Below are 437 nucleotides of genomic sequence, written 5' to 3'. Positions count from 1 at the left end.
CGTGTGCAGCCGCCGCCACCCGCTGGCGCGGCGCCGCCAACTGCGCTGGGATGAACTGCAGGGGCTGCCCCTGCTCGGCACCACCGCCCACCACCAGTTGGCCGCCTGGCCCGAGCAGGCCCGCTGGCTGCAGGCGCCGGTGCTGCAGGTCAGCACCATGCTGACCATGCTGGCGCTGCTGGAGGCCAACGTGGGCGTCACGGTACTGGCCCGCCTGGGCGTGCCCGCCATGCTGTCCGACCGGCTGGCCTTCGTGCCCCTGGTGGCGCCCCGGCGCGAGCGCCGGCTGGGCATCCTGCGCCTGGCGGGCCAGTCGCTCAGCCCGGCCGCGCAGGCGATGCGGGAGCGGTTGCTGGAGCATGCGGAGGGGTTGCAGGCGGTCTAGGACTTTGTTTCGCAGGCCGGTCGGACCGTCCCGTCTGGAGCCGGTCTGTATC

At 73.9% G+C, this 437-nt stretch carries 1 protein-coding gene; it reads left to right on the top strand.

Annotation, left to right across the window (positions count from 1 at the left end; translation table 11 throughout):
* Nucleotides 1-385: LysR substrate-binding domain-containing protein (locus tag MPC4_RS02980; protein ID WP_244628815.1), on the top strand; the 385-nt coding region annotated here is incomplete at its 5' end.
* Nucleotides 386-437: the final 52 nt, after the last annotated feature.

This window comes from Methylocella tundrae (assembly GCF_901905185.1).
Classification (GTDB): Bacteria; Pseudomonadota; Alphaproteobacteria; order Rhizobiales; family Beijerinckiaceae; genus Methylocapsa; species Methylocapsa tundrae.
This window is presented reverse-complemented; position numbering and strand designations above follow the sequence as displayed.